Annotated in this window: 23 protein-coding genes, 2 tRNA genes and 1 other annotated feature; of the genes, 2 read left to right on the forward strand and 23 right to left on the reverse strand. The window is 47.5% G+C overall.

The window, feature by feature from the left end:
- Positions 1-162 precede the first annotated feature (162 nt).
- Both ABXR35_RS11925 and ABXR35_RS11930 read right to left on the reverse strand, forming a co-directional pair.
- Complete coding sequence (locus ABXR35_RS11925; RefSeq protein ID WP_367060012.1) at positions 163-1,266, reverse strand: Gfo/Idh/MocA family protein; 1,104 nt, start codon at positions 1,264-1,266, stop codon at positions 163-165.
- Positions 1,267-1,389: 123 nt separating this feature from the next.
- Positions 1,390-2,049, reverse strand: a complete 660-nt coding sequence (locus ABXR35_RS11930; protein ID WP_367060015.1) for a ThuA domain-containing protein — start codon at positions 2,047-2,049, stop codon at positions 1,390-1,392.
- A gap of 163 nt (positions 2,050-2,212) precedes the next feature.
- On the opposite strand from ABXR35_RS11930, the gene ABXR35_RS11935 reads away from it, so the two are divergent.
- The gene (locus ABXR35_RS11935) at positions 2,213-3,046 is read left to right on the forward strand and encodes a helix-turn-helix transcriptional regulator (protein WP_367060018.1); all 834 of its coding nucleotides are present in this window, start codon (positions 2,213-2,215) and stop codon (positions 3,044-3,046) included.
- A gap of 867 nt (positions 3,047-3,913) precedes the next feature.
- Here ABXR35_RS11935 and ABXR35_RS11940 read toward each other — a convergent pair.
- The 6 genes from ABXR35_RS11940 to ABXR35_RS11965 form a co-directional block, all read right to left on the reverse strand.
- Complete coding sequence (locus ABXR35_RS11940; RefSeq protein ID WP_367060021.1) at positions 3,914-4,267, reverse strand: hypothetical protein; 354 nt, start codon at positions 4,265-4,267, stop codon at positions 3,914-3,916.
- A gap of 7 nt (positions 4,268-4,274) precedes the next feature.
- Positions 4,275-4,832, reverse strand: a complete 558-nt coding sequence (locus ABXR35_RS11945) for a hypothetical protein (RefSeq protein WP_367060024.1) — start codon at positions 4,830-4,832, stop codon at positions 4,275-4,277.
- Complete coding sequence (locus tag ABXR35_RS11950) at positions 4,816-5,154, reverse strand: hypothetical protein (RefSeq protein ID WP_367060027.1); 339 nt, start codon at positions 5,152-5,154, stop codon at positions 4,816-4,818. The genes ABXR35_RS11945 and ABXR35_RS11950 overlap by 17 nt, the downstream gene beginning before the upstream one ends.
- Positions 5,155-5,542: 388 nt before the next feature.
- Positions 5,543-5,628, reverse strand: a tRNA-Leu gene (locus ABXR35_RS11955).
- 223 nt (positions 5,629-5,851) lie between these two features.
- Positions 5,852-7,294, reverse strand: coding sequence for a sucrose phosphorylase (gene gtfA, locus ABXR35_RS11960; protein ID WP_367060030.1), 1,443 nt, complete (start codon positions 7,292-7,294; stop codon positions 5,852-5,854).
- 53 nt (positions 7,295-7,347) lie between these two features.
- Complete coding sequence (locus ABXR35_RS11965; protein WP_367060033.1) at positions 7,348-7,575, reverse strand: hypothetical protein; 228 nt, start codon at positions 7,573-7,575, stop codon at positions 7,348-7,350.
- Between the two features lie 238 nt (positions 7,576-7,813).
- On the opposite strand from ABXR35_RS11965, the gene ABXR35_RS11970 reads away from it, so the two are divergent.
- The gene (locus ABXR35_RS11970; RefSeq protein ID WP_367060035.1) at positions 7,814-8,029 is read left to right on the forward strand and encodes a hypothetical protein; all 216 of its coding nucleotides are present in this window, start codon (positions 7,814-7,816) and stop codon (positions 8,027-8,029) included.
- Positions 8,030-8,146: 117 nt separating this feature from the next.
- Here the strand turns inward: ABXR35_RS11970 and ABXR35_RS11975 are convergent.
- The 15 genes from ABXR35_RS11975 to ABXR35_RS12045 all read right to left on the reverse strand — a co-directional run bounded on the left by ABXR35_RS11975 (position 8,147) and on the right by ABXR35_RS12045 (position 26,170).
- Positions 8,147-8,220: transfer RNA gene (locus tag ABXR35_RS11975), tRNA-Ile, on the reverse strand.
- Positions 8,221-8,446: 226 nt separating this feature from the next.
- Positions 8,447-9,088 (reverse strand): orotate phosphoribosyltransferase, encoded by a 642-nt coding sequence (gene pyrE, locus ABXR35_RS11980; protein ID WP_367060037.1) that lies wholly within the window; start codon positions 9,086-9,088, stop codon positions 8,447-8,449.
- On the reverse strand, positions 9,075-9,824 hold the full coding sequence (gene pyrF, locus ABXR35_RS11985) for an orotidine-5'-phosphate decarboxylase (protein WP_367060039.1): 750 nt from the start codon (positions 9,822-9,824) through the stop codon (positions 9,075-9,077). The genes pyrE and pyrF overlap by 14 nt, the downstream gene beginning before the upstream one ends.
- Before the next feature lie 84 nt (positions 9,825-9,908).
- The gene (gene carB / locus ABXR35_RS11990) at positions 9,909-13,205 is read right to left on the reverse strand and encodes a carbamoyl-phosphate synthase large subunit (protein WP_367060042.1); all 3,297 of its coding nucleotides are present in this window, start codon (positions 13,203-13,205) and stop codon (positions 9,909-9,911) included.
- 2 nt (positions 13,206-13,207) lie between these two features.
- A complete protein-coding gene (gene carA / locus ABXR35_RS11995; protein WP_367060044.1) occupies positions 13,208-14,338 on the reverse strand; it encodes a glutamine-hydrolyzing carbamoyl-phosphate synthase small subunit in 1,131 nt (376 codons plus the stop codon).
- A 107-nt stretch (positions 14,339-14,445) separates the two neighbouring features.
- The gene (pyrC, locus tag ABXR35_RS12000) at positions 14,446-15,771 is read right to left on the reverse strand and encodes a dihydroorotase (RefSeq protein ID WP_367060046.1); all 1,326 of its coding nucleotides are present in this window, start codon (positions 15,769-15,771) and stop codon (positions 14,446-14,448) included.
- 96 nt (positions 15,772-15,867) lie between these two features.
- On the reverse strand, positions 15,868-16,779 hold the full coding sequence (locus ABXR35_RS12005) for an aspartate carbamoyltransferase catalytic subunit (protein ID WP_367060049.1): 912 nt from the start codon (positions 16,777-16,779) through the stop codon (positions 15,868-15,870).
- Positions 16,776-17,339: a bifunctional pyr operon transcriptional regulator/uracil phosphoribosyltransferase PyrR gene (gene pyrR, locus ABXR35_RS12010; RefSeq protein WP_436669366.1), complete on the reverse strand. Its 564-nt coding sequence runs from the start codon at positions 17,337-17,339 to the stop codon at positions 16,776-16,778. The genes ABXR35_RS12005 and pyrR overlap by 4 nt, the downstream gene beginning before the upstream one ends.
- Before the next feature lie 812 nt (positions 17,340-18,151).
- A complete protein-coding gene (locus ABXR35_RS12015) occupies positions 18,152-19,117 on the reverse strand; it encodes an RluA family pseudouridine synthase (RefSeq protein WP_436669367.1) in 966 nt (321 codons plus the stop codon).
- Between the two features lie 60 nt (positions 19,118-19,177).
- Complete coding sequence (lspA, locus tag ABXR35_RS12020; protein WP_367060054.1) at positions 19,178-19,669, reverse strand: signal peptidase II; 492 nt, start codon at positions 19,667-19,669, stop codon at positions 19,178-19,180.
- A 287-nt stretch (positions 19,670-19,956) separates the two neighbouring features.
- Positions 19,957-23,052, reverse strand: coding sequence for an isoleucine--tRNA ligase (gene ileS, locus ABXR35_RS12025; RefSeq protein ID WP_367060056.1), 3,096 nt, complete (start codon positions 23,050-23,052; stop codon positions 19,957-19,959).
- A gap of 65 nt (positions 23,053-23,117) precedes the next feature.
- Positions 23,118-23,394 (reverse strand) — a binding site (T-box leader).
- Between the two features lie 160 nt (positions 23,395-23,554).
- Positions 23,555-24,148 (reverse strand): DivIVA domain-containing protein, encoded by a 594-nt coding sequence (locus ABXR35_RS12030; protein ID WP_367060058.1) that lies wholly within the window; start codon positions 24,146-24,148, stop codon positions 23,555-23,557.
- Between the two features lie 305 nt (positions 24,149-24,453).
- The gene (locus tag ABXR35_RS12035) at positions 24,454-25,236 is read right to left on the reverse strand and encodes a YlmH family RNA-binding protein (protein ID WP_367060061.1); all 783 of its coding nucleotides are present in this window, start codon (positions 25,234-25,236) and stop codon (positions 24,454-24,456) included.
- A 207-nt stretch (positions 25,237-25,443) separates the two neighbouring features.
- Positions 25,444-25,713: a YggT family protein gene (locus ABXR35_RS12040; protein WP_367060063.1), complete on the reverse strand. Its 270-nt coding sequence runs from the start codon at positions 25,711-25,713 to the stop codon at positions 25,444-25,446.
- A gap of 7 nt (positions 25,714-25,720) precedes the next feature.
- Positions 25,721-26,170, reverse strand: coding sequence for a cell division protein SepF (locus tag ABXR35_RS12045; protein ID WP_367060065.1), 450 nt, complete (start codon positions 26,168-26,170; stop codon positions 25,721-25,723).
- Between the last annotated feature and the right edge of the window lies 1 nt (position 26,171).

The following is a 26,171-nucleotide window of genomic DNA, read 5'->3' on the forward strand; positions in this document are numbered from 1 at the left end:
TATAGCGTGTGATATCGCATTGAAGTGATAGACTGTAAATAGTAGGAATGCAATATTACAGTTTTGCTTTTAGGGAGATAGGAAAAAAAGCACCGCTTCGGGGAAGGGTGCTTGTGAGGATTGGGATTTGTGCTTTTTCTTTTTTACTTTTCACCTTTTCATTTAGGTGAGGTAGCCCTTGATTAGGTTGGGGCTTAGAGGGGTTGGTTGGGTGCAGGTGGATTGGAGAACTTGGTGTGTTTGGGTGTCGGCGCTGGTGTGGAAGGCTTGCATGATTTCGAGGACATGGCTGGTTAAGTGACCGTTAGCTCTTGGGATGCCACCGTGTTGGATGCAGTGTGCCATGTCGGAAATGCCGATGCCGCGGCTGTTTTCTTCGTATTGGTGGATCAATGGAAATTCCATAAAGTCGGCGCTGTTGGCTGGACGTAAACGGATGGGACCGCCGAATGTGTTCGGGTCTGGGATGATCAAGGTGCCGAGTGTGCCATAGATTTCGATAAAGGGTAAGGTGCTGCTCCAGATGTCGAAGCTGGTGATCATGGTGGCGATGGCGTTATTTTGGAAACGAATCGTGCCGGTGATATGGGTTGGTACTTCGACGTCGATGATCTCGCCATAGCGTGGCTGACTTGTGATCGTACGCTGAGGTAGCGAGGTTTTGGTCATACCGGATACGGATTGCGCTGGTCCAAGTAGAGAAATGAGCGCAGTCAGATAGTATGGTCCCATATCGTACATCGGACCGCCGCCTGGTTTGTAGTAAAAGGACGGGTTCGGGTGCCAGCTTTCGTGTCCGTGGTTGACCATAAAGGCGGTTGCGGCTACTGGATCGCCGATATAGCCGTCGTCGATCAGCTTGCGACAGGTTTGCAACCCTGCACCGAGAAATGTATCCGGTGCACCGCCGAGCAGCAGCCCTTTGGACTCTGCCAGCTCTACCAGCTCTTTTCCCTGCTCATAAGATAGAGATAGCGGCTTTTCTACGTAAACGTGTTTGCCGCCTTCCAATGCTTGACGACAGATCGCGTAGTGATCCGGCGGTGTGGTCAGATTGACGACCAGTTGAATCTCGTCGCTGGCGATAATCTGCTCCGCTGTCCAGCGATTGGGTACGCCGTATTGCTCAATGGCTTCGTTCAGCTTATCCTCATTAAAGTCCGCACAGGCGTAGACTTCGGTGTTAACGAAAGTGCGCGTGAGATTTTCCAAATAGATGCCGCTAATATTGCCGCAGCCGATGATACCGATTTTCACTTTGCTCATAAGGGGTTCACCTTTCTGTTGTCATTTGTTTGTGTATTTATTTAAAAGCACCCATGCTTAAAATGCGCAATAGACAAACGTATCACGTCTTCTTGCCCACTCCACTTGTCTGCTGCCAAGGAATCAACGTGCTGCCCAGATCAGTCCACGGCGCATCAATTCTTTGGCTTCGGGAATATCAAAAATGTTCACCTGATGACCCAGTGAGTTGTAGTACACGTTGCCTTTGCCCCATTTCTTCGTATAAACGACAGGCATTACAATTTCACCATTGGCAGAATGCGGACCTTCGCTAAGGCGGAATGTCGTTGTTGCCAGTACATTCACGGCAGGATCGACATGCAGATAGTATTGCTCGGAAACAACTTTAAAATCAGGAATGCCTTCTACCAATGGGCTGGACGATGTTTTTACGATGCGTACGTCATATTCCACGCCGTCGTTAAACGGATGCGCCACCCACTGCGATCCGGTCATAAATTGCCACTCTACACTGTTCCGAAACGAGTCACACATACCGCCGTGACAGCCAGCCAGACCGACACCAGATGCTACTGCATTCAGTACGGGTTGCAACTGCTCATTGCTAATCTCCCCCATCGTCCAGACAGGAACGATCAGATCCAGCTGCATCAGCTTCTGTTCATCTAGAAAAGCATCCAATGTATAGGCAATCTCTACCTCAAAACCTTCCACACGTAACAATTCTGCGAATAAATCGGCGACTTCCTTGGGCTGATGTCCATCCCAACCACCGCTAACGATCAATGCTTGTTTGCTCATATTCAGAAACGCTCCCATCTGTAAGCTGCGATATTCATGCTGATTTCACATGTACAGCCACATTGTAAAGTAAACGCATACATGATGCGCGCCATTTTCATTGTGGAAGTGGACATTTTTTGCTAATCTAGGGACACACAACAGGAAACATGAGGTGAGAAGAATGCGAGCTTTTCATGAGAATCGTACATATGGTAAAGGGTTACCCGTGCAAATGGGACGGATTCGGAATATCAGCTTTTTGGCACATTGGCATCATGATCTGGAGTTTATGTATGTGACGGAAGGTAGTTTGCAGATTGGAATCAATTATGAGACGCGGGTATTGAAGGCGGGCGATTTTGCTTTTTGCGGCAGTGGGGATATTCATTATTACGATAGCAGTCGCGGCGAATCCGAGATCATCATGATCATTTTCAATCCACGTCTGATCGGCAGTCCGGCGGGTTGGCCAGTAGAGCAGGATTTCCGCTCGCATTTTATTACCTCTATGGATGGGATGACTGTGGAGCGACAGCAGGCATTGGCTCAACTCGCACCGGTGATGCAGGCACTGGATGTAGAAGCTCAGCAAGCAGAACCGTCGGAGATGATCATTACGGGGCTGTTGCAATTATTATGCGGTCTGGTTGAGCGACTTATTCCAGTCGGGTCGGGTGAGCAGAAGCGCCAGCATCGTTCGACTGCTCATTTAAAAATGATGCAGGAGCTGCTCGATCAGTTGGAGCAAAATTGTACGCAGCCGCTGACCTTGCAGGATGGTGCAGATTATGCGCGGATGAGCGTGTTTCACTTCTCGCGCTTTTTTAAAAATGTGACTGGGATGGGATACAACACGTATGTGAATGAATTGCGAATTCGGCGGGCAGAGCAGCAGATTGTACATACGGATGAGCGGTTGTTGGATATTGCGCTGGATTGCGGGTTTGGGAATATTCGCACGTTTAATCGGGTGTTTCGGCAGTTGCGGGGGTGTAAGCCGTCGGATTTGCGGTGATATGGAAAATACGTTTAATTTTTGAAACCAAACGAAAGTTGTAACATTTTGCTATTAACATCTACTTTCATTTCTACATATATCTTATATATTAAAGTGCATTATTTTACTGTCTATATAGTGAGTGACACCTTACGCTACAGTAGCGAGTTACCTGTGGAGGCCTTGACTTTCTTACTGATATACAGGTAATAGAGGTATTAGCCATTTTGCTGCCTGTCGTCGATGTACAAACCATATTAATCAGGATCAAGCTAGACTGCGTACACCCCACTCTTTCAGTGTGCAGTTGCATTTATAACTTTGCACTTTCCGTTCTGTTGTGGTCCACTTACTTGTAAGCATTCCTATCAATAACAACATCCGTATGCTATTGCCAGTAATACGCTTGACGTATTTCTTTACGTTGGTCGGTGCGAAATAAGCTATTTTGTAATGAATGAAATCATTTATACTGACCATCATGAATCCGAAGTCAGTTTTCATGGTACTGACTACATTAATCAATCCAAAATTTCATCAGGACGTTGCGGTTCTCCTGCTTTATTCAATACCAGTACCATATTGAACGGCTGATCCAGAAAGACTTTCATCCAGTTAAACCAACTACAGTCACTGTAATGGACACTGTATTCAACGCTGTGGTCGCGTTATCGTCAATTACTATTCGGATATCTAGCAACAGATTTGTAGTAGATGTACTTTGGTAGATTATTTAGAATCTACATTAGACATTTTACGTTGCTTATTTTTTATCAAAGAGAAAAAGAATTATTATTATGTATTTCGTTTATAAATAAAAAAGCCACTTCATATTGAAGCGACTTGATATAGTATCATTTTTGATATTTATTATTAATGATAAATTCATTTATTTAATAGTTCTGTAATTATCCGTTCTAAATTATTTTTGGCATTAGTAACTTTTTGATTATTTATTTCTACGCAATCGTATCGTGCAGCCCTACTTTCGAAATATAATGCCATATATGCGTTTCTCACTTCACGAAAGCATGCCATACTTTTTACACTTTTATTTCTTTGTATATGGTTTCCAGAATCTTTATGATAATCAGCTAGTATTGATTCTACAATGTGCAAGGCGGTATAAAAATAAACTATTACTAACCAATCATTGGGCTTGATCTCTAAACTCTCTAGATAGTTATACAACTTAATGTTATTTTTATATTTACTTTGATGCGATAGTTTAGCGGGCATATGGTTTCTACTCCTTTTTATAAAAAGTACCATCTAAAGATAAAGGAGCTAAACTACCATTTTCATAAACTATATAATTCACTTCATATTCAAAGTCTGGATAAATATCATATATTTTGTTATCTATTTCTGCTATTTTATTAGTAATATCGTCATGATCCTTATTTAGAACAATTGTGAAATTATGATCGTTTTTATTTAAGTAATGATTAACACCAATCACATCCTCCAAATCCAAAAAAAATCTAGAAATTTTTTTTGGAATATCTTGCTCCGCAAGTCTAGAATCAATCACCTGCAAAACATCAGATCCAAATATTGTAACCAATGGCGTTGCTCTCAAACGTGTTGTTTCCTCATCAAGTTGCAATCTATTTTCTCTAATATTCTTTAAGTATTTGACATAATTATTTCGAGGTTTTGGTGTTTGATATTGGCTAATTATTGTATCTTCTAATCTTTGATGTACCCTAACTTCGACAGAGCGTCCTGGTATATTATTTGAACGAGGCTGAGAACCAACAAGATTAACTCCTGATTTTTCATTTTTATTCTTGGTCTTCATCCCTGTGCTCCTCCCCATCATCTCCAAAATTATTGATAATCCATTCAGCCAATTCCAAAGCCTGTTGCTTATTAAGCGTCACACTACATTTTCTTTCACGCTCTATTACAATTTCGTGAATATCTCTACTATATTCTGTAGAAGTAACTTGATTATTCTCATCAAAAACTTGTTCTGTAATTAAAAAAGGATCATATTTCTCCTCGTAAAAATCTATAGCTATCTCTCCACGAGGACTAATCGAAGTAAGACTTGCGTTAGAATAAAAACTCGCATAATTTTCACTTTTAAAATCTTTATACCGAAATGTTCTGGGTTCCATTAGTAATCGCCTCTTTCGAAATAATTTCATCAATTTTCTTATACATTAACAAACAAAATATAAAGATTGTATATACATTAAACAGAAATTAACCTTATAATCCTATTTATACAAAGATACAATATATGTATGTAGAAAACAATTAATATGCTATTAAATTATTCTTTTAATAGTTACTTTATTTTTCATGTAGGTACAGTCAAAACTTATTACTATACCAAAAATCTCAGTTGTAGAACCACACCTCACTTTAATGTATTCAATCCTAAAGTTCGTCCCCCAAACTGAAAGCGACACTTATTCTTGATAAAGAAATAAAAACCGGATGTCTAGTTAGAAAAAACAAAAAAACCCTTGCTACGCAAGAGTTTTTGAGTCATACAATATATGCCGAGGACGGGGGTCGAACCCGTACGGTAGTCACCTACCGCAGGATTTTAAGTCCTGTGCGTCTGCCAATTCCGCCACCCCGGCATGTTCAATAGGTTGTTGCTTGTGTGTTCACCAATGGTAAAGCATAAACTGCTGACTGCTATGTATATTGGCATTCCAGAAGATCACTTCCGTTTTCCGAACACCAATATATCGTATAACAGATACGCCCAATTGTAAAGTAAAATTTTATAACGTATGAAATAAGGGGGAAATAAGCATACTCTTCCCCCACATTTCACCATCCTACATACTGCCAGATTCCTTACAATACACTCTGCCAGCCAGCACCGTTTGCATTCTCCGTCACTGAAAACTCATGCGTCTTCAGATTCGCTTCCAGACGCGCCGACGTCTCTCCATGGGTCCATGTGATCGTCAGCTCATTCTCTCCGCTCTCCTCCACCGCAATTTCGCCGTCAAATGCAGCACTTGTATTGCGGAAGCGCAGCAGATCGAACAATCGCTGAACAACAGGACGCTGAATCTCCTGCGCTACTTCTTCTTTACTATAATAATGACGGTTGATGTTGCGTCCTTCCTTCGTCCGCTCTAGCAACTCAATATCGTTCTCGCCCGCTAACAGACCCACGTAATAAATCTGCGGAATACCCGGTGCGAAGCATTGCAGCGCCCGTGCCAGTACATATGCCTGATCGTTATTGCCAAGCGCGGAATAATACGTACAGTTAATCTGGTAAATATCTAGATTGTTGTACGCTTCGCTGCTATAGATTTTCTTGACGTTGGCGCCTTTGCTGTACAGGCTTTCGCGTGTCATCTCGGCTTCCTCGTCAGTCATTAGGTCCTTCACATCGACGACGCCAATACCGTCATGCGTGTCCAGCGTGGTAAATTGCTTACGCGGACAGATATTCAGCCAATTCGCCAGACGATTCGTTTGCCCACTGTACAGTGCGTGCAGCACGAGCATCGGCAATGCAAAATCATATACATAATAGCCTTTATCGGCAATTTTCAATTGAATGCTATAATGCTCGTGAATCTCCGGCAGCACTTCTACACCCTTCGCCTCGGTCAAATCTGCTGCATATTGCAGCATCTCCCAAATGTCCGGCTCGACGAAGAAGCAGTTGGTACCGATCTTCTTATTCGCATAGGCGAAGGCATCCAGACGAATGACAGACGCTCCCTGCTCAGCGAGAAAATTCAGATTGTCGCGAATAAACTGACGGGTCGTCTCAGTCGTCACATCCAGATCGATCTGCTGCTCGTCAAAGGTACACCATACCTTTTCCGTACTGCCATCCTTAAAGGTTACCTCCACATACGGCGCACGCGGCTTGCGTTTGTAGATCAGGTCAACATCCTCTTCGGTCGGCTCGCCGTTTGGCCAGAAATCCTTATAACGGATAAACAGATCGGCATACGCAGATTCATCTTTCTTTTCCAGAAAATCCTGAAAGTACTTCGATTGCTGCGAAATATGATTAATCATAAAATCGTACATCATATAGAAGGTGCTGCTAATCCGGCGTACATCTTCCCAACTGCCGAGCGCCGGGTCTACCTGCGTATAATCCATGGGCGCGAACCCGCGATCACCGGAAGACGGATAAAACGGCAGTAAATGCACCCCGCTGATAACCCCCTGCAAATGCTGGTCCAGAATATCTGCCAGCTCACCCATATTATTGCCCAGACTGTCCGCATACGTGATCAGCATCGCTTTGTTTTGAATTGACATGTACGGTTCTCCTTTTCAGTCGTGGTGAATGATGTGTATACCGATGGTAGCAATCAATCTGGTGGAATCGAGCGGAATACAACAGTCTCAAACGGTCGCAATATACCGCTTTCATGATGCTCCAGATTGCCCAGCATGATCTCGTCACCCATACTATCGGGCAAAGATATCGTGCTATCTGTAAAATTACACCACACACTCCAAAATTCCTGCTTGTCGGAACGAATATATGCAGCAATTTGCTCCGAACCGTTCTGAATCGGTGATGTTTTCATAATCATTACGATTGTTGCTCGTTTCATTCCTATCTATACTGTATTTGATTCATACTGATGCTGTTATGTTTATTCGATAACATAGGCATTGGACGTGTAACCAATGCTCTAGTTATATATTGCGCACATACGAGGGTACTCCAAAACGATATGGACAAAAAAATCCATATGGAGCTGCATCAACTGCGCAGTAAGCAATCATAGTAAATATCAAATCAATCGCCATAGGAAAGGATGTATACTCATGAATGAACATAACGATAAGCAACCGAAAAATACAAACAATGATGAAGCATTTGAACAAGGCAAGGGCGCAGGTGTAGATCCGATTCCTGATCCCGATCCGAATCATAAAGATAGCGCATCCGATCTGCTAGAGCAGGCGGTAGACGATTCCTTGGAAAAGCTGGAAGATGATTTTACCGGTGACGATAACAAACCGCAAAAGCATAAAAGCTGATTCTGCTTCAACATCGGCTTCTAGCTGTATCGGTTTCTATATCAAACTAGAATGCTATCTCAACACAAAAAGACGATTCGCCGTTAAATCTCAACGGACGAATCGTCTTTTTTCATATGGGCCCAGAGGGACTCGAACCCCCGACCAACCGGTTATGAGCCGGTAGCTCTAACCAACTGAGCTATAGGCCCGCACGACCATAATTGACGTTTCATTATGGTACTTCATGTAAACAGCGACTCAATTAATATACCGCAATTTTTGATGAATTGTCAATCATTTTCGTGCTGACTGTGATCCTTCACTACTACCAAACAGATGAATAAGCAAAAGGGCAGCAGTTCAATTCGCTAACTTCTTCTCTGCTGCCCCTTTGTCACTGTTCTATTATGAGTATTGGCTATTGAACACAGTTATTTATTTGCCAAATGCTTCTGGGTTTTCGCGCCATGAATGCAGCAGCGCCAGATCCTCTTCCTGTACTTTGCCCAGTTCAACGGCTTTTTCGATCAGCGCCGTGTAGTTAGACAGTGTTTGCAGTGGCAGATTTGCATCTTCAAATGCTTGCACTGCTTTATCCAGCTGGTAGCTAAAGATCGCCAGTACAACCAGTGGCTCAGCGCCAGCTTCACGGATCGCTTCAGCGGCTTTGATCGAGCTACCGCCTGTGGAGATCAGGTCCTCGATCACAACGACGCGTTGACCGGGTTTGATCAGCCCTTCGATCTGATTTTGCTTGCCATGACCTTTGGCTTTGTCACGCACGTATGCCATCGGCAGATCCAGCTTCTCGGATACCCAAGCTGCATGCGGAATACCAGCGGTTGCAGTTCCAGCAATCACATCAGCATCTGGATACTGATCACGTACAATCGTTGCGAACGCATCGGCAATCTGGTCGCGAATAAACGGATACGACATGGTCAGACGATTATCGCAATAGATGGGCGACTTGATCCCCGATGTCCAAGTAAAAGGTTCTTGCGGGCTTAATGCGACTGCTTCGATTTTGAGTAGGGCTGCGGCGATATGTGCCGGGATTTCTTCAATGGTTAACATGTTCACTCATCTCCTTGATAATCTGTTCTGCTGCTTCTCTAGGGTCGGCTGCGGCAGTAATCGGACGTCCTACTACTAGATAGTCGTTCCCCGCTGCAATCGCGCGTCCAGGCGTCATGATACGCGTCTGATCAGCCACATCGCTGCCTGCTGGACGTACACCGGGTGTAATCGTTAGGAAAGCTGCACCGCACATTTGCTTGATCGCTGGGCCTTCCAGCGGCGATGATACGACGCCGTCCAATCCACACTCGCGTGCCAGCTGAGCATACCGTACAACCGTATCTTCCACTTTCCCAGCGATACCTATCTCTTCATTCATAACCTGCTGGGACGTGCTAGTCAGCTGTGTCACAGCAATGAGCAGCGGACGACTCAAATTGGAATCCTCGCTCAATGCCTGCTCCATACCAGCAACGGCTGCCTGCATCATCTGCTTGCCACCAGCGGCGTGCAAGTTAAACATATCCACACCAAGCTTTGTAATGCTATGGGCGCCGCCTTTGACGGTATTCGGAATATCGTGCATTTTGAGATCAAGGAAGACATAGTAGCCTTTTTGCTTTAATTCGCGGACAAACGCTGGACCGGCTGCATAAAAGAGCTGCATGCCCACTTTGATATAACAGGGAATGCCTGTTAGCTTATCGATCAGCTGTCGCGCCTGCTCTACATCCGGGTAGTCCAGCGCCACAATAAGCCGCCGTGCGGCAGCGCTATGTACATATTCGCTCATCTGTCTTCATCTCCTTTATATCGATGCGCACACAAATGACGGCGGACACGAGAATGGTCCGCCGCGCATATGATGGTTTCGCTTTTAGCTCATGATCGTTTCTTGATCCTGCAATTGACCGACAACGGCTTGAATATCTTTACTTGCTGGCTCTGCCTGTTTTTGCGTGCTCAGCGATGGCATCGCGTACGAAGAGAAGTTGATTGTATCCAGCATTGTCAGTAATGCTTCAACTGTATCCAGCGAGGTCATGCAGACAACGCCATTCTCGACCGCTTCACGGCGGATACGGAATCCGTCACGCTCAGGCGTTTTGCCTTTGGTCAGCGTATTAACAACAAAGTTCGCTTGTCCGCTGCGGATTAGATCCAGAATATTCGGTGTGCCTTCGGACAGCTTGTTTACTACCGTCACTGGAATATTGGCTGCCTTCAATGCTTCGGCTGTACCGCCAGTAGCGATGATTTTGTAGCCAAGACGGTAGAAGCCTTTGAGCAGACGTACTGCTTCTTCTTTGTCTTTATCCGCTACCGTAGCAATCAGCGCGCCAGTGGATGGAATTTTCATACCGGCACCGATCAGACCTTTGTACAGTGCTTTGGCATACAGCAGATCGCGACCCATAACTTCACCAGTTGATTTCATTTCCGGTCCGAGTGTCGGTTCTACACGACGCAGCTTAGCAAAGGAGAATACCGGCACTTTCACGGATACATGATCGCTTTCTGGCCACAATCCCTCTTGATAGCCAAGATCTGCCAGCTTGCGTCCAAGGATCGCTTGTGTAGCGATATTCGCCATTGGGATATTGGTTACTTTGCTCAGGAACGGTACGGTACGGGAGGAACGCGGGTTTACCTCGATCACGTACACTTCATTTTGGAAAATAACGAACTGGATGTTAACCAGACCAATCGTTTTCAGTTCCTTAGCAATTTTGATCGTGATGTTGACGATCTTCTCTTTCAGCTCAGCAGTCAGATGCTGTGGTGGGTAGACCGCGATGGAGTCACCGGAGTGAACGCCCGCTCTCTCAATATGCTCCATGATGCCCGGTACAACTACCGTGTCGCCATCACAGATTGCATCCACTTCCACTTCTTTGCCGAGCATGTAACGGTCGATCAGTACCGGATGCTCTGGATTGATCTTCACCGCTTCTGCCATATAGCGCAGCAGTTCATCATCGGAGTAGACAATTTCCATCGCGCGTCCGCCGAGTACGTAGGATGGACGCACCAGCACCGGATAGCCGAGCTGTTGTGCTGTTTCTACTGCTTCATCGACCGATTGGACCGTGCTGCCTTTTGGCTGAGCGATATTCAAGCGGGACAGCAGCGCTTCGAACTTTTTACGGTTCTCTGCTTCGTCGATGCTATCAAGGCTCGTACCGAGGATGTTCACACCTGCTTGTTGCAGTGGTGCAGCCAAGTTGATCGCCGTTTGTCCACCAAACTGTACGATAACACCGATTGGTTGCTCCTGCTCAATCACGTTCATTACGTCCTCGAAGAACAGTGGTTCAAAGTACAGACGGTCAGAGGTGTTGAAGTCGGTCGATACCGTTTCCGGGTTGTTGTTGATGATTACCGCTTCATAGCCTGCTTCTTGAATCGCCCATACGGCATGTACTGTGGAGTAGTCAAACTCGATACCTTGACCGATACGGATTGGGCCGGAGCCAAGCACGACGATTTTTTGCTTCTCGGCTTGTGTAACTTCGTTCTCCGTTTCATAGGTCGAGTAGTAGTAAGGCGTGGTCGCTTCAAACTCAGCTGCGCACGTATCAACCATTTTATATACAGGCACTAGACCTTTTTCTTTCCGATAAGTGCGGATGGAATGCTCATTGCTGAATGTATCATCCGGCTGGTTCGGCTTACGCAACTCGGCAATCGTACGGTCGGTAAAGCCGAGACGCTTCGCTGTGTACAGCGTTTCGTCAGACAGTTGTTCTTCCATAGCGATTACGGATTCGTAAGCGACGATACGCTCGATTTTGTCCAAGAACCACCAGTCCACATTGGTCAGCTCTTGAATCTGATCCAGACTGTAGCCGCGACGGAATGCTTCTGCTACCAAGAACAGACGCTCATCATCCGCTTTGGTCAGGCGCTCGTTCAGTTTCTCATCAGGAATCTCGTGTGCATCCTTCAGCGCGATGCTGTGCACACCGATTTCCAGTGAGCGTACTGCCTTGTGAATCGCTTCTTCAAAGGTACGACCGATTGCCATAACCTCGCCCGTTGCTTTCATTTGCGTACCTAGCTTACGGTTCGCACTCGTGAACTTGTCGAACGGCCAGCGTGGGATTTTCGCAACGATATAATCCAGTGTTGGTTCAAAGCATGCGTAGGTTTGACCAGTTACTGGGTTCATGATCTCATCCAGTGTGTAACCGAGGGCGATCTTGGCAGCCATTTTGGCAATCGGATAGCCTGTTGCTTTGGATGCCAGTGCCGAGGAACGGCTGACACGCGGGTTTACCTCGATCACGTAGTATTGATAACTTTGCGGATCAAGGGCGAACTGTACGTTACATCCGCCTTCGATGTTCAGCGCGCGGATAATTTTCAGCGACGCGGAGCGCAGCATTTGATATTCACGGTCAGACAGTGTTTGGCTTGGCGCTACTACGATGCTGTCGCCAGTGTGGACGCCAACCGGGTCAAAGTTCTCCATATTACATACGACGATACAGTTATCGTTCGCATCGCGCATGACTTCGTATTCGACTTCCTTCATGCCCGCAATGCTCTTCTCAACCAGACATTGACCGATTGGGCTATACCGCAAACCTGCGGCTACCGTTTCGCGCAATTCCTCTTCGTTAGCACAGATACCGCCGCCAGTGCCGCCCAGTGTATACGCCGGGCGTACGATGATCGGGTAACCAATCTCGTTGGCGAATACGAGCGATTCTTCCAATGTGGTAGCGATGATACTTTCTGGAACCGGCTGTTCCAGTTCTCTCATCAGGTCGCGGAACAGATCACGATCTTCCGCTTTTTCGATGGAGTTCAGTTGCGTACCGAGCAGTTTTACATTTTCGCTTTCTAATACGCCAGCGCGTGCCAGTTCCACCGCCATGTTCAGACCGGTTTGACCGCCCAGTGTCGGCAGGAGTCCATCTGGACGCTCCTGACGAATGATCTGGGTTACGAATTCCAGTGTAATCGGCTCAATGTATACTTTATCCGCCATGTTGGTATCCGTCATGATCGTTGCTGGGTTGCTGTTGATCAGCACCACTTCAACGCCTTCTTCTTTGAGCGCCTGACACGCCTGTGTTCCTGCGTAGTCAAACTCGGCTGCTTGGCCGATTACAATCGGACCGGAACCGATCACGAGGATTTTCTTGAGGTCATTATTTTTAGGCATGCTTAGTTGGCTCCTTTCACAGCGGCAAACATTTCGGCCTGGCGTGTTTTCTTCGGATTATCTTGCTTATGCTCACGAATCATATTCAAAAATTGATCGAACAGATAGCTGTTGTCAAATGGTCCCGGTGCCGCTTCTGGGTGGTACTGTACAGAGAAGGCAGGGTATTTGCTGTGCTTCAGTCCTTCAATCGTTTTATCGTTGTTGTTGATATGCGTTACTTCCAGATCCGTTCCTACGATGGATTCTTCTTTGACCGTGTAGCCGTGATTCTGGGATGTGATATAGCAGCGTCCTGTGCTCAGGTCTTTGACAGGGTGGTTCCCACCGCGATGACCGAATTTCAGCTTCTCGGTGTCCGCACCACATGCTAGGGCAAACAGCTGGTGACCAAGGCAGATGCCGAAGATTGGATATTCGCCCAGCAACTCGCTCAATACGTTTACTGCATGAGGAACGTCTTTCGGGTCCCCAGGGCCGTTGGACAGCTGGATGCCATCCGGGTGCAGACGGCGAATCTGCTCAGCTGTTGTATCCTGTGGTACTACGACCACGTCGCAACCGCGCTGTGTCAGCTCGCGCACAATCCCGCTCTTCGCGCCGTAGTCGATCAGCACGATGCGCTCTTTGGCACCAGGACTGCTGTAGATGTGGCGAGTCGATGTACGGCTCACTTGATCAATGGAAGATGTCGTGCCTTGCAGACGCTCCATCAATTCCTCTGTGGACAGCGATGCGGTGGACAGAATACCGCGCATCGTGCCTTGATGACGGATGCGGCGTGTCAGCATCCGTGTATCAATATCGCTAATGCCGATGATGCCGTATTCGCGCAGCAGTTCGTCGATGCTGTACTGAGCGCGCCAGTTGCTTGGAACCGGCTCATGCCGTCGGACAACGAATCCATTAATATATGGACGAACCGACTCGAAGTCATCGCGGTTAATACCATAATTTCCGATCAGTGGATAAGTCATCGTTACAATCTGCCCGCAGTACGACGGATCGGACAGTACCTCCTGGTAACCGGTAATTCCGGTATTGAATACAACCTCTCCCGTCGTTTCGCCTTCCGCTCCGAAGCTACGGCCGGTGAATAATGTTCCGTCTTCCAATAACAATTTTGCCTGCATTCCGTTTCACTCCTCTGTCTTTCCTGAAAGTTATAATGATGGAGCATGGACACCCATGCGTCCTTCTTATTTGATCGTCTGAATAATTATATCACAAGATGGTATATTTATGCACTAGTTGTTATAGTTTTCTCTAACCACACGATTTGACCGCCCACAATTGTCGTGGTTGGCCACCCTTGTAGCTTCCATCCTGTAAATGGTGTGTTCTTTCCTTTGGAGGCAAATGTCGCCGGATCAACTGCTCTTTCACTATCCAGATCGATCAATGTCAGATCAGCAGGTGCGCCCGTTTCCAGACGTCCACTGTCAAGGCGGAATACTCGTGCCGGATCAGCAGTCATACGCTGTACGAGCAGTTCAAGCGACCAACGTCCCGTCTTGACGAATGTGGTATACAGCAGTGGAAATGCTGTTTCAAATCCAGTGATACCAAACGGCGCCAGCTCCATGCCCTTCGCTTTTTCCTCGGCACTATGCGGTGCATGGTCGGTAACGATGATGTCGAGTGTCCCATCTTCCAGTGCAGCGATGCAGGCTTCCACGTCACGCGGCGAGCGTAGCGGTGGGTTCATTTTCCAGTTGGCATCCATACCCGGAATGTCTTCATCGGATAAGATCAAGTGATGCGGGCATACTTCGGCAGTCACGTTGATGCCGATTGATTTCGCCAAGCGGATCAGGCGGATCGACTGCTCGGTGCTGACGTGGCATACATGATAGTGAACGCCTGTCGCTTCCGCGAGCAAAATATCGCGTCCAACATGAATCGCTTCGGATTCGTTCGGAATACCTTTCAGTCCGTGCTTGCGGGCAAATTCGCCATCCGTTACGGCTGCGCCAACAACGAGCGAATCGTCCTCACAGTGAGCGATGACCGGCATGTCCATGGAAGCTGCCAGCTTCATCGCATCCTTCATCATTTGCGCATTCTGTACACCCACACCGTCATCCGTAAAGCCGATAGCACCGGCTGCTTTGAGTGCTGCAAAGTCAGTCAATTCGCGTCCTAGTTCGTTGTACGTGATCGCTGCATACGGCAGTACTTTGACGCCATTGGCTTGTGCAGCTTTATCCAAAATAAGTTCTACTACTTCTGGTTTATCTGTCACCGGCTTGGTATTCGGCATACAAGCGATGGTGGTATACCCGCCTTTAGCTGCCGATTCCGTACCGCTAGCAATCGTTTCTTTATGTTCAAATCCCGGTTCGCGCAGATGCACGTGCATATCGATCAAGCCCGGTGTCAGCAGCTTGCCTGTACCGTCAATTTCCGTCCATTCCGTGCCATTTCCAAGTCCGCGAATGATCTCTTCTGCCGCCTGATCTGCGGGGAAGATACGGGCGATTTTGCCATCCTCTACCCATACATGCTTTGCTCTCAATTCACCTTGTCCGTTCAGTACATTTGCGTTTTTTATGAAAAGTGTCATGATCTACCTCCGAGTTTGTCGGTATCCGCCCACTGCATAATCGTTGCATACAGATGCGGATACCTGAATCGTTATTCAAGTGTATCTACTGTATGGTTAATTGCGCAGTGCACGTTCGATAACCGCCATACGGATCGGTACACCATTTTGCATTTGCGTAAAAATTTTGGATTTTGGACTTTCGACTAAGGCATCGTCGATCTCGACATTACGGTTGACCGGAGCCGGGTGCATGATGATCGCGTGTGGCTTCAGCTTGGCTGCTCTCTCCTCTGTCAGTCCATAGTGCAGTCGATAGTCTTCCGCAGATTGGATCATGCCGCTAGCGTGACGCTCCAGTTGTACTCGCAGCATCATGACCACATCGGCTTGCAGTGCTTCTTCCATGGAGATGTATTTCATATCTGGAATATCGTTTGCTTTCATATTATCCGGTGCGCAGAAGCTTACGTCTGCCCCCATCGCTGTCAGCGCCCAGAAGTTGGAGCGAGCGACGCGGCTGTGCATGATGTCGCCCACAATCGCGACACGCAGACCTTTCATTTCGCCAAAATGACGCTTCATCGTGTACAGATCAAGCAGTGCCTGTGTCGGGTGTTCGTTGTTACCGTCACCAGCGTTAATTAACGGGACGCTAACTTTCTGTGCTAGCTGTTGCAGCACACCTGCTGGTTTCAAGCGAATGACCCCAGCATCGATGCCCATACTTTCCAGTGTACGAACGGTATCGTAGATCGATTCGCCCTTCTCTACGCTAGAAGCCGCAGAGGTAAAATTCAGTACTTCCGCGCCCAGTCGCTTTTGTGCCATTTCAAAGGAGACGCGCGTACGGGTACTGTTTTCGAAAAACATATTCGCTACGAATTTGCCTTGTAGGACGGACACCTGTTTCTCGGTGTGTGCGTCCCAGTAAGCGGCGCGATCCAGAATCGAAGTCAATTCAGAAGCGCTCATACCCTTCAGTCCCAGCAGGCTGCGTTGGTTCAAGTTTGTCGTTGTCATGATCATACCAGTACCTCCCGTCGTTGCAGGATGTTGACCTGATCGTTCCCGTCTACTTCGCTCAACAGCACTTCAATCTCTTCCAGCTTGGATGTTGGTACATTCTTACCGATATAATCCGGTCGGATCGGCAGCTCACGGTGTCCGCGGTCAGCCAGTACCGCCAGTTGAATCATGTTCGGTCGTCCGCAGTCCATCAGCGCATCCATTGCTGCGCGGATCGTTCTGCCTGTATATAGTACATCGTCGATCAAAATAATCTTCTTATCGCGAATGCTCAGATTCTCTGGCGTCAGTCGCACTTGTTCGCCCAGTGCCGCCTTTGGCTCGTCGCTGCGGTCATCACGGTAACCTGTGATGTCCAGTTCGCCGTAAGGAACCGGAGTCCCTTCGATCTCTTGAATACGTGCTGCAATCCGTCGTGCCAGATACACGCCGCGTGTACGAATGCCGACGATGATGCAATCTTCGATCCCTTTATTTTTTTCCAAAATTTCGTGTGCAATACGGGTCAGTGCCCGGCGAATTGCCGTCTCATCCATGATAATGTTGATATGCGTATCCATCGTCATGATTTGTAGCCTCCTCAGGTTTATGTTGCTTACACCTAAGGCCCCGTGGTTAACAGGCATACCGTCATGTGGTCATGCTGCTTACTCCTCTGCTGTCATTGCTCTACCATCGAAAGCAGGGTATAAAAAAACTCCCTGCCCTAAACGGCAAGGAGTCTGCAGTCATCTACCAGCGGTTATGACTGTCATACTTAGACGCACTGTAACCTCGCCACTCCAGCGGAGGGCGTACTTACAGTGAACATCATTCACGTTACCTTGCCAGTCTCTCGGGACTGAATTAAAGGTGCTTATTCATCTGAACTGAATTATGACAGATGCGGGCGGGGATGTCAACCTTATTGGCGGTATTCGTTTTATGAATAGGCAGCTGCTAGGCAGACAAAACTCCAGAAAAGGAACATGCCAACGACCTCAGGTGAAGAGTAGAATTTTTCTGAATAGGGGGTAAGATGTAAAAACTCCACTCTTCAAAGTCGGTCTTTTAGCATTGTTCCTTTTCCTCCGTTCCGTACGGCTTGCCACACCTCACACCTCACACCTCACACCTCACACCTCACACCTCACACCTCACACCTCACACCTCACACCTCACACCTCACACGATGAATTTTGTAGGTTTGGATTGAGGAGATGCAAGTTTTATATATGGGGATGATCTATAGGGCAATAGGAAGCAGTATGGATATTAGGAAAAGTTATCAATCTATGCAAAAAGACTGGATATCCGCTGTTGAGGCAGATTCCAGTCTTTTTGTATCGATCGGCAGACGTTTATTATGTGATCCGTCTGCCTATAAAAGAACTTAACGGTTACGCAGGGCGAACAGTTCTTGTTCCATATCGTCCGGGATCGGTGCCTCGAATTCGAGGTATTCGCCGGTCGTTGGGTGGACGAAGCCGAGGACGGCAGCGTGCAGCGCCTGCCCCTTCACAAAGGTAGCTTTGGCGCGGACGCGTCCGTACATTGGGTCGCCAACCAATGGATGGTCAATGAATTTCATGTGTACGCGAATCTGGTGGGTACGTCCGGTTTCGAGACGAAGCTCGGCAACAGTGAAATCGCCAAAGCGTTCGGTCACGGCAAAATGAGTGACCGCATGTTTACCATTTTTCTCAGTGACAGTGAACATTTTACGGTTCTGGGATGCGCGTCCGATGGGAGCGTCGATGGTACCATGATCGTGATCGATATTGCCGTGTACAAGCGCAATATATTTACGGGTTACGCTGTGATCTTTGAGCTGAGCCGACAGGGATGCGTGGGCTTTGTCGTTTTTGGCAGCCATCAGCAGTCCACTGGTATCCTTGTCGATACGGTGTACGATACCGGGACGTAGCTCACCATTAATGCCAGACAGGTCGGTACAGTGATACATCAGTGCATTGACCATTGTACCGGAATAGTGACCAGCAGCAGGATGTACGACCATGCCGCGTGCTTTGTTGATAACAATCAGATCGGAATCCTCATATACGATATTGAGCGGAATATTTTCTGGTTCCAGTTCAGTTGCAGACAGATCGGGAATCGTTACGATGACCTGCTCGCCCTCTGCCAGTTTGCGATTGGCTTTGACGGTTTGTCCGTTGACGGTCACATGATTATCTGCGATCCAACCTTGAATCTGGGAACGGGAAAAGCCTTCCGGCATCCGGTCGGTAATGTATTTGTCAATCCGTGCTTTGGCATCTGCCGCTTCCACGGTCCACTCCAATGTCTCGGAGCCAGCTTCTTCGTCATCCAGCTCAGCGGATACGTCGTCAACCAATGTCTGGTCGTTCAGTTCCGCTTCATTTTGCGGGTATTGCTCATTATTATGATTACTCACTTAGATGTTCTCCTCTTTCTGCTCTGCAGGCTGATTCTTTTCGCGGCGCATATCTAGCAGCGCGTCTAGAATGATCAACGCCACCCCGACCACGATGCAGGAATCCGCAACGTTAAAGATCGGGAAGGTATAACTGCCAAAATTAAACTGGAAGAAATCGACGACCTCTCCCATCCGTGCACGATCTATAAAGTTGCCGACCGCCCCGCCAAGTACAAGCGATAATGCGACAGGCAGCAGCTTATCTGGACGTGATTTCACTTTTTGAATGTACCATACGATTGCTACAACAACCGCAATTGTAATCACGATGAAAAACCAGCGCTGATTTTGCAAAATACCAAATGCTGCTCCTTGGTTACGATGCGACGTAATCAAGAAAAAGTCACCAATCACCGGAATTTGCTCTCTCAACTCCATGCGCGTTGCTACGAAAAATTTGCTAATCTGGTCAATAATAATTGCCACGAGCGCAATGACATAATAGATCACGTTCATCCTCCACCCTGTTTGTTCAATCCCTGTGTAGGCGACAGCGGATCGCCTTACAGGGTCCGTTTCATCGTGAACACAGCTTTTCTTATTGTAGCATAGGGGTGGGGGTGCGTCTATTGATCAAACAGGGATCGGTTGGTGATGCCATGTCCTTGTATGCTCCAAGCACAATCCTACCAACATAAAAAAGCAGCCTGTGTCCTAATCAAAGGAAACAGGCTGCTGTATTCAAACGATTTATATATAACAATGAAGGCTTATTACAGGTCAAGCGCAATAACAGATTACGATACGTGGATACTGGCTTTTTGCCCAACCAGCTCGACTTGCTCCATTCCCTCTACTTCACCAAAGGTTACATCGGTTACGAGTACATTCTCACGCAGTACGCTGTCAAAGGCTTCGATTGCCTGACGCAGCTCGTCGCTAACGTTGAGAGTCAGATGCACATATTTCTCGATCGGCAGATCCAGCTTTTTGCGGTAGTCCTGTACGGTACGTACCACTTCGCGCACCCAGCCTTCTTGTTCCAGCTCTGGTGTGATGTCGGTGTTGAGTGCAACGGTCAGACCATAGCCAGATGCGGAGGCAAAGCCGGATTTGGCTTTTTTCTCGACCAGCAATTCTTCACTCGTTACATGTAGCTCTTCACCTTCCGGCGAAGTGATGTTCAGCACGCCTGCTTGTACAACATGACGAGTTTCTTCTGCCGTCATTTCTTTAAAGAAGTTTTGCAGGAAGCCGACATTTTTGCCGTATTTTTTACCAGCTACTTTCAGGTTCAGCTTGAAGCTAAAATCAACAAAGCCTGCATCGTCGTGCTCAGTACGGATACCTTTCACGTTGATCTCGTCCTTGATGATCTCTTCATAGCTTGCCAGATCAAAGTCCTTGTCGATTGATACGATCAGCTCAGACAGCGGCTGACGGTTTTTGATACCTGTTTCGTTACGCACGTTGCGCGCCAGTTCGACGATGCGGCGTGCTGTTTCCATATCGCGTTCCAGTTCAGAGTCGATCAGTGCTTCGTTGGATACCGGATAGTCATCCATATGCACGCTCTCGCCACTGCTCAGGTTCAGATAAATGTCCTCAGCCAGCATCGGTGTAAATGGTGCCAGCAGCTTCGCAGTGGTCAACAATACCTCAGTCAGTGTACGGTATGCGTCCAGCTTGTCTTCAGTCAATCCAGTACCCCAGAAACGGTCACGGGAACGGCGGATATACCAGTTACTCAGTTCATCGACAAATGCTTCAATCGCTTTGGACGAATTCAGGTAATCGTTCACTGCGAGTGCCTTTTCAACTACGATGATCAGGCTGTTCAGACGGGAAACGATCCAGCGATCCAGCTTGTGTGCCGACGGTTGGAATGGATGCTCTGCCGGATCAAAACCATCAATCGTTGCATACAGCGTCAGGAACGCATGGGTATTCACCAGTGTATCCACCAGCTTGGACTTCGCTTCGCCAACGATGCCTTTGGAGAAACGTTTACTGTTCCACGGTGCGCTATCGGACAGCAATGCCCAGCGGAATGCGTCTGTTCCATATTCATCAATCACTTCCCACGGATCGATCACGTTACCTTTCGATTTGGACATTTTCTGTCCGCTCTCATCTAGGACGTGCCCCGTTGCCATAACCGCTTTGTATGGCGCTTCACCTGTCAGCAATGTCGATACTGCCAGCAAGCTATAGAACCAGCCGCGTGTTTGGTCGATGCCTTCGCAGATCATATCCGCTGGATACTGCTGCTGGAATACATCGTTATTTTCAAACGGATAGTGCTGTTGGGCGAACGGCATAGAGCCGCTATCGAACCAGACGTCGATCACTTCCGGTGTACGTTTCATTTCGTAGTTGCCACAGGAGCTGCGTACTTTGACATCATCTACATACGGCTTGTGCAGTTCCAGATTTTCCGGTACATCACCGATAGCGCGCTCACGCAGTTCAGCGATGCTATGTGGTGCAAATTGCTCGCCCGTTTCTTCGCATACCCATACGTTGAGCGGCGTACCCCAATAACGGTCACGGCTGATATTCCAGTCTACGAGGTCTTCCAAGAATTTACCGAAACGACCTTCGCGTACGTGACCCGGATACCAAGTCACTTCATTGTTGTTCGCGATCAGCTGATCTTTGATCGCTGTTGTTTGGATAAACCAGCTGTCCATCGCATAGTACAGCAGCGGTGTATCACAGCGCCAGCAGAATGGATAGCTGTGCTCATAACGCTCTTTGCTGAACAGGGTGTTGTGCTCCGACAGATATTTGATGATATCTACATCGCAATCTTTGACAAAACGACCTGCAAAATCAGTCACTTCTGGTACGAATTTACCTTCCAGATCGACCAGATTGACGAAGCTGATTCCATTTTCGCGGCAAACGCGATAGTCATCTTCACCATGAGCAGGCGCCATGTGTACGATACCCGTACCACTCGCATCGGTAACAAAGCCTGCGCCAAGGATGATATTCGTTTTCTCTGCCTTGATGTAGCTGAATGGAGAATCGTATGTTTTGCCTACCAGATCGGAACCTGGCAGTGTGCTCAGTACTTCGTACTCAGCTTTGATTGGAGCCATTACTTTGTCAACCAAGTTTTTGGCAACGATATACACTTCACCGTTCTGACTAATGCGTGCATATTCCATGTCTGGATTCACTGCCAGCGCTACGTGGGAAGGCAATGTCCAAGGTGTTGTCGTCCATGCCAGTACATACTCACCGCTGTCATGCAGCTTGAACTTGGCAGTAGCACTCAGGTCTTTGACATCTTTGTAGCCTTGCGCTACTTCGTGAGAGCTTAGTGTTGTCTGGCAAGATGGGCAATACGGGCTTACGCGGTGTCCACGGTACATCAGACCTTTATCGTGGATCGTTGCAAGGATATTCCATACGCTCTCGATATAGTTGTTGTTGAGCGTGATATATGGATTGTCCATATCTGTCCAATAGCCGATCGCTTCCGTCAGATCGCGCCATTGCTGCTCATATTCAAATACGCTTGCTTTACATTCGTTGATGAATTTCTCTACACCGTAATCTTCGATTTCCCATTTGTGGGAGATGCCAAGCTTCTTCTGTACGCCCAGTTCGACTGGCAGACCGTGTGTATCCCAACCCGCTTTACGAACGACGCGATAGCCCTTCATCGTGTTGTAACGACCGATAAAGTCCTTGATGACCCGACCAAGTACGTGACCGATATGCGGCTTGCCATTCGCTGTTGGCGGACCTTCGTAAAAGACGAAGTTCGGTTTATCCTGACGGTTTTCGATGGTGCGCTGGAATGTTTTTTCGGTATTCCATTTGTTCAAAATACGCAGATCGCGCGCCCGTGCTTTTTCTTTAACATCCACTCTTTGCATGATTGATTCATCCTCTCTTCATTCAAGCCATCCCGCTTGCAAAACATCAAAAAACCCCGTCCCTGGAAAGGGACGAGGTTGCTCGCGTTACCACCCTTGTTTCATAATGAACGCCATTATCATGCTCCTCAGAACATGCCATGTGCATTCAATATGACACTTATGCCCGCACAATGTATGCGGCGCCTTGATAACGGCAGGCAATCCGGCTTGGCTTACTGGTTCCTTTCAGCCTCGCTTCTCCGGGGAGATATTCCATGGTTCATTGTTCATTGGCTTGCACCGACCGCCAACTCTCTAAAGAACAAACATAACCTGTACTGGCCCCATCACAGAATGTATGCAAATGTATTGCGGGGAGTGACACGGGACATAATCCGGTCACAGTTATAAAATATTTATATCGCTTTGTCCGACAAATGTCAACCATTTCGGCATAACAATGGACAAATGTCCGTATCTGCCGAAGCTTGATCATCCGTACGTGCAAAGGCTCCGATCCTTAATATAGATCGCTGCCACCGGAACGGCTTTCTTCTGGTTCGCGCTCATCCTGACGATCACGGTTCCATTGTTCACGGTCGCGCTCATTGCGCTCTTGACGCTCGCTGCTTGTACGTTCCAGCTCACGCGTTTGGTTTTCCAGCGCATCCCAGCCGTCTTGACCGAGCAGCTCCAGCTGTGCTTCAACCAATGTACGGAAACGAGTACGGTAAATGGAAGCCTGCTTCTTGAGCTCTTCCACTTCCATCGATACTTTACGTGCCTTGGACAGCGACTCATTGATGATCCGATCCGCATTTTTCTCGGATTCCTTGATGATCAACTGCGCTTCTTTTTTGGCGTTGTTTTTCACTTCATCCGCCGCTTCCTGGGCAACAATGATTGTTTTGCTCAGTGTCTCCTCCAGGTTTGCAAAATGGTCCAGACGCTCTTGAACGCCGAGCAGCTGATTTTGCAATTCCTTGTTTTCGCGGATAAGCCCCTCATAATCCTTGATCACCTGATCGAGGAACTCATTCACTTCATCTTCGTCATAACCACGCAGCCTGCGCGAGAATTCCTTATTATGTATATCCAGCGGGGTTAATGGCATGGTAGACACCTCCTATAATATTCGGGCCGCTAAACTGCCTCATTAGTGATATCATACTGCATTTCGACACGATTGAATACCATCTTGTACATAAAGCGGCGACATGATAACTATATCGGTTGCAGCGGCGATTGTATTGAGCTTTTGACCATGGAATCATCATCTGACATAGACGGAAAATCATGTAAAATGACGGCTTCGCCCGGACATACAGACCCTTTTGTATATACACCTGAACATAGTGAACTTGAAACAGGTCGTTGCATTATATATTCCGCGGGGAGCCGTCTTTTTCCTGCTTTCATTTACACAAATTTTCCAATTTTCACGCGATACCGACCTTTTTTTGTGATGCCTTCAAGCTCCAACACTCGAAAACGACCGAATCCTTGTACGGATACCATATCGCCTTCCTTTAGTGGATGCGATGGATCTTCCTCTGGCTTCCAGTTCACTTTGCAGCGTCCAGCCTTGATTGGCACCAGAATTTTGCTGCGGCTTAGTCGGTATACATCGCTGGCGATTCCATCGAGACGCAGCGAAGCGACAGACAGCTCCAGCGTTTGCAGCTCCGGCTGGGCTGAACGCAGCTGGCTGATCGGCAGCAGCTCCGTCATGACATGCAGTCGATGTACCTGATTCATATGCAGGTTGAGGTAAGAGGACACCTCAGAAGCGACCACAATATGGCATCCATCGTCCAGCACATGAATATCGCCGATCTTGTCCCGTTTCAAGCCTAGACCTAGAATAGAACCCATATAATCGCCATGTTCCAGCTCCGTATACTTCTGACCCTCTGGTGTAATCATCAGCACTTCCATCTGCATATCCTCATGACTCAAATCCAGATAATCCGGCGCAATGATCGCTCGGCAACGCTCGGCATGTTCACCGCCACCTTCTAGTCGCACCTGCACATCCGGCTCACGCGCTGCCAAGGTGGACAGAATATACGCTTGCCGCGGATCAAGAAAATCGGTCAGCTTTTGCTCATGATATCGGGCGGCATTCTCCACCCACTCTGCTGCCCGTTCCACAAATTCGCGCTCATCTGGGTGAAAATGATGATAAATATTGTTGTTCATACGTGATGTCTACCTTTCCTGAAAGATATATGCGTCTATTAAAACATAGATACTGTCACTATCCCATTGTTCTTCACGTTGAACGCCTATCCATGATAGGAGTAACTAACGCAAACCAAAAAGCTGAAACGAAGTGCGGATGAATACTTTGCATACCGTCCGCACTGCGCTTCAGCTTTGATTGTTTCATATCATTCCCATGCCATCTTAGTAAATGAGCATTTGCAGCAAATACAGCAGACCGCTGAACGCCAGTTGCAGAACAAACAGCGCTACGATTGGGGAAATGTCCAGCACGCCGCCAATCGGCGGAATAAAGCGCCGGAATGGTGCCAGATAAGGTTCAACCAGTCGACCTAGCAGCTGTCCGAATGAGCTCTCGCGAGCACTTGGCAGCCAGGACAATAGGATGTAGATAATGATCATGTACATGTAAATGCGGTACAAAATACCGAGTACTTCAAAAATTACGCTCAACGTCCGCTCACCTCATCTTGTTATAATCAAAATCGTCGCTCAAAATCTCAGCGATTGTGCCTTCGATTTCGACTGTATCCGGTGTACACAGGAAAATGTTGCCGCCGATTTTGGAAATGCTGCCGCCCAGCGCATAGACCGTGCCACTCATAAAATCGATAATACGCAGCGCCTGATCGGTACGAACGCGTTGCAGATTGACGATGACCGAACGATGCGAACGCAGATGATCGGCAATGTCTTGCGCTTCGTCATAACTGCGCGGTTCATTCAAAATGACTTTGACGTTTTTCTGTGAATGAATACTGACGACATTATTGGCTCTACTGTTCTTACGTACGTCCGCCGGAGAAGTTTCACGCGAATCTTCTTCTTCCTCGATAATCTGCTCACGCTCGATGACTTCTTCCTCTTCCTGCAGCCCCAGAAAATTCATAAATCGATTCATTACACCCATC

Source organism: Paenibacillus sp. JQZ6Y-1, from assembly GCF_040719145.1.
GTDB classification, from domain to species: Bacteria; Bacillota; Bacilli; order Paenibacillales; family Paenibacillaceae; genus Saccharibacillus; species Saccharibacillus kandeliae.